This window comes from Nocardia sp. TBRC8007, assembly GCF_056629435.1.
On record NZ_JBWSOR010000030.1, the window covers coordinates 47,817 to 54,163 of the forward strand.

9 protein-coding genes are annotated in these 6,347 nt (G+C 63.3%); 4 read left to right on the top strand and 5 right to left on the bottom strand.

Annotated elements, in window-relative coordinates:
- Positions 1-30: 30 nt before the first annotated feature.
- On the top strand, positions 31-708 hold the full coding sequence (locus ACX4ZE_RS18405) for a response regulator transcription factor (RefSeq protein ID WP_480274693.1): 678 nt from the start codon (positions 31-33) through the stop codon (positions 706-708).
- 121 nt (positions 709-829) lie between these two features.
- Here the strand turns inward: ACX4ZE_RS18405 and ACX4ZE_RS18410 are convergent, their stop codons facing one another.
- From ACX4ZE_RS18410 to ACX4ZE_RS18425, 4 genes are read right to left on the bottom strand one after another with little or no spacing between them, the layout of a single operon-like run.
- Positions 830-1,621 (bottom strand): enoyl-CoA hydratase/isomerase family protein, encoded by a 792-nt coding sequence (locus ACX4ZE_RS18410; protein WP_480274694.1) that lies wholly within the window; start codon positions 1,619-1,621, stop codon positions 830-832.
- A gap of 11 nt (positions 1,622-1,632) precedes the next feature.
- The gene (locus ACX4ZE_RS18415) at positions 1,633-1,806 is read right to left on the bottom strand and encodes a hypothetical protein (protein WP_480274695.1); all 174 of its coding nucleotides are present in this window, start codon (positions 1,804-1,806) and stop codon (positions 1,633-1,635) included.
- Between the two features lie 23 nt (positions 1,807-1,829).
- Positions 1,830-2,798, bottom strand: a complete 969-nt coding sequence (locus ACX4ZE_RS18420) for a saccharopine dehydrogenase family protein (RefSeq protein WP_480274696.1) — start codon at positions 2,796-2,798, stop codon at positions 1,830-1,832.
- Positions 2,795-4,234, bottom strand: a complete 1,440-nt coding sequence (locus tag ACX4ZE_RS18425) for an MFS transporter (protein WP_480274697.1) — start codon at positions 4,232-4,234, stop codon at positions 2,795-2,797. The genes ACX4ZE_RS18420 and ACX4ZE_RS18425 overlap by 4 nt, the downstream gene beginning before the upstream one ends.
- A gap of 100 nt (positions 4,235-4,334) precedes the next feature.
- Here ACX4ZE_RS18425 and ACX4ZE_RS18430 point away from each other — a divergent pair, with 100 nt between their 5' ends.
- Together ACX4ZE_RS18430 and ACX4ZE_RS18435 are read left to right on the top strand one after the other, a co-directional pair.
- Positions 4,335-4,958 (top strand): TetR/AcrR family transcriptional regulator, encoded by a 624-nt coding sequence (locus ACX4ZE_RS18430; protein WP_480274698.1) that lies wholly within the window; start codon positions 4,335-4,337, stop codon positions 4,956-4,958.
- Between the two features lie 71 nt (positions 4,959-5,029).
- The gene (locus ACX4ZE_RS18435) at positions 5,030-5,245 is read left to right on the top strand and encodes a hypothetical protein (protein WP_480274699.1); all 216 of its coding nucleotides are present in this window, start codon (positions 5,030-5,032) and stop codon (positions 5,243-5,245) included.
- Between the two features lie 10 nt (positions 5,246-5,255).
- Here the strand turns inward: ACX4ZE_RS18435 and ACX4ZE_RS18440 are convergent, their stop codons facing one another.
- Positions 5,256-5,657: a hypothetical protein gene (locus tag ACX4ZE_RS18440; RefSeq protein WP_480274700.1), complete on the bottom strand. Its 402-nt coding sequence runs from the start codon at positions 5,655-5,657 to the stop codon at positions 5,256-5,258.
- A 159-nt stretch (positions 5,658-5,816) separates the two neighbouring features.
- Here ACX4ZE_RS18440 and ACX4ZE_RS18445 point away from each other — a divergent pair.
- On the top strand, positions 5,817-6,347 hold a 531-nt coding region (locus tag ACX4ZE_RS18445; RefSeq protein WP_480274701.1), incomplete at its 3' end, for a nucleoside/nucleotide kinase family protein.

Consider the following 6,347-nt stretch of genomic DNA (forward strand, 5'->3'; position numbering starts at 1 on the left):
GAACCGATACGCAACGAAACATGACTCAGCATGAGTATCCGCGTCATGGTCGCCGACGATCAAGCCCTGGTCCGTACGGGCTTCACAATGGTGCTGGGGATACACCCCGACATCGAGGTGGTAGCCGAAGCCGCCACTGGACGCGCGGCGATCGACGCGGCGCGCCGCCATCGCCCGGATGTGATCCTGATGGATATCCGCATGCCCGAAATGGACGGCCTAGAGGCCACGGCCACCATCATGGCGGAGGCGGATTGGGATGTCCGTGTGCTGATCCTGACCACTTTCGATCCGGATGAATACGTCTACCGGGCCCTCTGCGCAGGCGCGAGCGCTTTCGTGCTCAAAGACATGCCCGCCGATCAGCTGGCCGCAGCCGTGCGCACGGTGGCCGACGGCGGGGCGCTGTTCTCGCCCTCGATCACTCGCCGCTTGATCGGCCGATTCGCTCGTCGACTCGCCATCGACACCACCGTGGCACACCGTCTCCAACGGCTCAGCGACCGAGAACGGGATGTCGTGATCGCCGTCGCGCGCGGAGCCAGCAACGCCGAGATCGCCGTACAACTATTCATCGGCGCCGCGACGGTCAAATCCCATGTATCGAGCATCCTCACCAAACTCGGCCTGCGCGACCGCGCCCAGATCGTCGTCTTCGCCTACGAAAGTGGCCTGGTCGAAGCCGGGGACCGCAGCATAGGCCATTGATCCGAACGCAACCCAGGGATCGGCGGTCACCGCCGCAGATCCCGACAGGTTCACCTCGACCACACACTTCTTCAACGCGAAAGGTGCTGTGGTGTAAGTCGTTCGAGCATCCTCCTACTGGTCACTGCCCTACGAAGGCGGGTTTGCGCCGTTGCACGAAAGCTTGAACTCCTTCACGACCGTCGTGGCTTCGGCTGGCGTGCGCGAGTTGACGCGTCTCGCGCTCCATTTGCGATTCGAGGCTGTCGTTCGAGGACATCATCAGCAGTCTCTTCACTCCACCGTGCGCGTAGACCGGACCACGTGCGAGCCCGTCGGCAACGGCGGCAACGGCGTCGCGCAGCTGCTCCGGTGGCACGACCTGGTTCAGCAATCCCCAGTCGAGCGCCTCGTACGCCGAGAGCTCGCGGTTGGTGAGAAAAAGCTCAGCCGCTCTGCGGTGTCCGATCAACCGCGGCAGATAGTACGTCGAGCTGCCGTCCGGGGTGAATCCGATTCGAGTGTAGGCACTGGAGAAACGTGCCGTGTCAGCCGCGACCGCCAGGTCACAACACGCGGTCAAACTCAGACCGGCTCCCGCGGCAACGCCATTGACCATGGCGATCACTGGTGCGTCCATCCATGCGAAACGTGAGATCGCCGCATGCAGATTGGTGGTTATCTCTGTGACGAGCAGCTCGATGTGCTCAGGGTCTTCGGCAAAGGCATGCACGTCACCGCCGGCGCAGAACGCTTTCTCGCCCGATCCGGTCAACACCACCGCCCGGATCGAGTCGTCCGCGAGGCACCGGTTGGCAATGGCATGAAGCTCTTTCGCCATATTCAGATTCAGCGCATTGAGACTTTTGGGACGATCCAGCGTGATCCACGCTATATTGTCCCGCAATTCGAAACGGCAGTCCTGGTAATTCATACTCGAACTCCTTATCCGCCCGTACATAAGGCCGGGGCTGCGGTGACTTCGTCGTAGAGCCGGAAGATCTCGACAGCCAGTTCGTCTTCGCCGGTGAAGATACGCGGCAGCGACGCGCATGTGCGCCACGTTCGTTGCCCCGCGCCGGATGGCGGGTTTCGGCTGTCGACCATCACAGGAAGCACGATTTCGCATGGTGTTCGTGATGTCAATCAGCCCACCGGCCGACCCGCGATACCTGGATATGACAGTCCAGGTCGATTCCCCGTGAGATCTGCGCCTCATCGAGGTCGAGTACTTGATGTAGATGATGCACCCCTGGAGAAAGTCGCGGCGCTACTGCCACGGCTGATGCCGCGACAACGGCGGTGGCACGGGATTGGACTCGCCCACGTGCCCACCGACTCACCCCGTTGGAGCCGTGGGCGAGGACCAGCCAGTCTTCGGTTCCCGCCATATGCGGCCGCCATGGCATCGAGGACGCGCCGGGAAGCCACGTCGAGATGGCCAGCGCTGTGGTAGCCGCGACCGAGTCGACACCGAAGTATGTGTTGACCCGCACTCCGAGGTCGCGGCGTAATGCGTGCTGGTCGGAGAAATCCACTCGATACAGTCGACGACGTCGTTGTCCCGGAAGGTCGAACGTCTTCGGCCTCGTGTAGTTGCGGATCGTCCGCACGCCATCGTGAAAATGCTTACCCAGCAAATGATATGCCCAGGCGGTTCCGGCCGCGCCGTGTTGCTCTCCCGCACCGAGCAGCACTACCAGGTCGATCGGGCCGGGCGAGACGCGATGTACAGCGACAGCGAGCAGATTCGTCAACCCAGGCGCAAGCCCGACATCGACGAGTACCGCGGCCGCGGGGGTCAACCGCCGCAACTCGGCGATGTATTCCGTTGTCGCCGTGATATCGACGAATGCGGCACCCCGGCTACCCGCGAGTTCGGCGAGGCGGGGGTCTTCCGCACCCGATGCATTGACCACGACCTCCACATCCGCCAAAGCAGCGATGTAGGACTCGAGACCCGGCTCGGTCAAGTCCACCACCCGGTCGGCACGAGCAGCATCGCGTCCGGCCGCGATCGCGGTGGCGCCCATAGCGCGCAACTCGTCCATCAGATGCGCGCCTACGGCGCCGTAACCACCCAGAACCAGCACATTGGTCACTTCGATCACCTTCCGCTCCGTGTTTCGGCCTTACTGCTCTCCGCTACCCTCGCCGCACCTGTCGGGACGGAGCGGGTCGATATCGAATGGGAGCGCAACAAAGCCATGGCCAACAACGCGCCCAGCAGCGCCAGCACAGCCGCTCCCGCGAATGCTGTGTTCAGGCCGGTTCGGTAGGCGTCAGCGCCTCCGGACCGATTCGTCACCACGTCGGCCAGCAGCAACAGAACCGTCACCCCGATACCGGAGCCGACTCGCTGCGTGGTGTTGACAATGCCCGCCGCGATACCGGCGTCAGACTTGTCGACCGAGGTCACCGCAGGGACAGTGACGCCGACGAACGCCGCGGGCAGCCCGATACCGAGCAACACCGCGCCGGGCAACACATCGACCACATAGTTGCAGTCATCCGGCAGCCGGGCGAACCACGTCATCGCCAGAGCTTGCAATCCCAGCCCCGCCGCCAGCACTCGCCATGCGCCCAGCCGACTCAATGCGAACGGAATCAGGCCACGCGAGACAGCGATATTCACAACTGCTACGGGGAGAACCGCCAAGCCCGATCGAGTCGGGCTGTAGTCCTGAGTAGACTGCAGATAAAGCGCTAGCAGCGCGAAAGCAGGGACGTGCGCCGCGCCGACGAGAGCGTTCACCGCGGCCGAACCGCTTACCTGTCGAATAGCGAACAGCCGCAATGGCATCAGTGGTTCGGCAGTCCGTGATTCGATGAACAGGAAGCCCGCGAACAGCGCGAGTCCGATGCCGAGCAGAACACCCGCACGATTCGACTCGTTGCCCAGCGCACCGATCGCGTAGCCGATGAGCAGCAGTGCTGCCGTACCAGTGATTGCGCCGGGCATGTCGAGCCGAGCGCGGGGCGAACTCGTCCGAACCGGATCGGGTGGCAGCACTCGGATGAGCAACAGCGCAAGCAGCCCGACCGGTAGGTTGATCAGAAAGATCGACGGCCAGCCGAACAGGTCGGTGAGCGGTCCACCCACTGTCGTGCCGATGGCCGCACCTGCGGCGCCCATCGCGCTCCACACCCCGAAAGCTCGGTTCTTCGCGGTGGGTTCGGTGAATGTCGCGGTCAGCAGCGCGAGTTGCGCCGGAATGATCACGGCCGCGCCGATCCCCTGTAGGGCGCGCGCTGCCATCAGGACCAGTGGCGTCGTGGCGAATCCGGCCAGTGCGGACGCGGCGGTGAAGATGACCAGTCCACCAGCGAATACTCGGCGCGGACCGAGTACATCGGCGGCGCGCCCGCCGATCAGCATGAATCCGCCGAACGCCAGCAGGTACGCGTTGGTCACCCACCCCAGTTCGGCCTCGTCCAGCCTCATATCGACGCCGATACTGGGCAAAGCCACATTCAGCACCGTCGTGTCCAGGAAGACCACCAGTTCGACGACGGTGATCAAGAGCAAGATCAGTCGCTCTTTCATTCGGAGTTCCTCTCAGCCGTCATCATTCCTCCACTCACTAGAGCGTCACTACAGCGAAGAATTTCACTATAGCGCTGCTCTAGTCAAGTAGGATTGCGACATGACTGGGAAGGGCACTGGCATCCGAGCAGCCAAGACGACGGCGAATCGAGCCAAAATGTTGGCAGCGGCACGGGAACTGTTCATCACTCGCGGCTATGTCGCCACCACGATCAAAGCCATTGCCGAACAGGCCGATATGGCCGTGCAGACGCTCTACTTCACCTTCGCCACCAAACGCGCGATCCTGTCCGAGCTCCTGGACGTCGAAATCGCCGGTGACACCGAACCGGTCGCGACCATGGACCGCCCCTGGTTCACCTCCGCTGTAGCCGCACCGCCTGCCGAACAAATTCACAGGCAAGTCCAGGCGGCGGCAACCATATTCGCCCGGGTCAGCCCGCTACTGGAAGTCATACGATCAGCCGCGGCGGTCGACCCCGAACTGGCCGAACTCTGGCAGACCAACATCAGCCAGCGCCATCGCGTGCAGCTACGACTGGCTGAAGCACTGGCCGCCAAAACTCCCTTAAGGACCGGAGTCGATACCGCCCGAGCGGCGGATATCGCTCTGGCCGTCCTCTCCCCCGAGACCTACCACCTGTTGGTACGAGAACGCGGCTGGACCTCCGAGAGCTGGACGACCTGGGCGACCGACCTGCTTACACAGCAGCTTCTCCCCTGAACAGCGACGAAATCGGCGAACGCTACGTGTGTTCGCGGTACCCGCTCCGGTTCACCTCATATCCATTTCCGGTGCACAAACATGCCGCTGCTGTCCTGGACGGTTTCGCGGAACAGGATGCACTGCCGGTCCGGGCCGTGTCGGAGGCACAGTCGCTCACCGTGTCCGGGATCGGACTGCGTGCCGCTCTCGAAGAATTTGCCATGCGCTGGAGCCTTGCCTTTCCGCGAGTCCGGGCCCACGTCACCGGGGATTCTTCACCGGCGGCGTCATTCCCGCCACGCTGACCGGTACAAGTCAGGAGCCACCCGCAGAACCAGACGGCAGCGGAGAGTCGTTCGGTACTGTGATCCACTCGGTCTCTCGACGGCTCTGGTGCGGGTCGGTGGTCGTGCCGCCGCAGTGCGCTGTTACCCCATACCGGCCGGGGGCGAGACCAGAGCGAGTGACAGCCTTGGTTTCGCCGGCGGGTACATAGCCTTCACCGGAGTTCTCGGCGAATTCACGCACTGATCCGTTGACTCCAATTGTCGCCCAGCAGATCCCGCTGGTGCCCGGGTTGTGGATAGTCGCGGTGATTCGGCCAGGAGCGGCGGTGAACTCGACGTCCGGCGGCAGATAGTGGTTCGCGGAGGCCGGTGCAGCCGCCAGGGTCAGCGTGATAGCGACAGCGACCGTGAGTTTTGCTGCAATCGTCACGGCAGCGATTCTCGCACGGCCGCAATATGTCCGGCTAGGACAGTTCACCAGATTCTGCTCGGAGCAGCCACGCCGTACCCACACGCCGATGCGGACGTCGACCAAGCAGCCCGTTGGTACGGTGATGCACACCGATTCGATACGGCAAAGGTTTCCGGAATGTGTGTGGGTAGCGAGGTTTCCGTAGCCGAACTCGCGGCATGGGTTGTTGCCCGCGTCCCTGCGGATAGTCGGTACCTGCTCGGTATCGCCGGGCCGCCCGCGGCGGGGAAGTCGACGCTGTCACGCAACCTCTCCATCACACTCACCACGACACACGGCGTTCCGGCCGAGACCGCCCCGATGGACGGTTTCCACAAGACTTCCGCCGAGCTGGACGCCATCGGCACACGTCATCGCAAAGGTCGACCCGATACCTTCGACGTGACCGGATTCACGAGACGGCTGAAACTGCTGCGCGAAGCACCACTGGGACAACACGTGCCCTGGCCGAGCTATGACCGGGAACTACACGATCCGGTGCCCGAAGCGATCGGCTTCGCCGAGCATCGGGTCGCGGTGGTAGAAGGCAACTATCTGCTGCTAGAGCAGTCCGGATGGGCCGAGGTGCGCAGTCGGCTGGACGAGGTGTGGTACCTCGACGCCGAAGACCGGGTGATCGTGCCACGACTGACCCGCCGCCACCGCCGC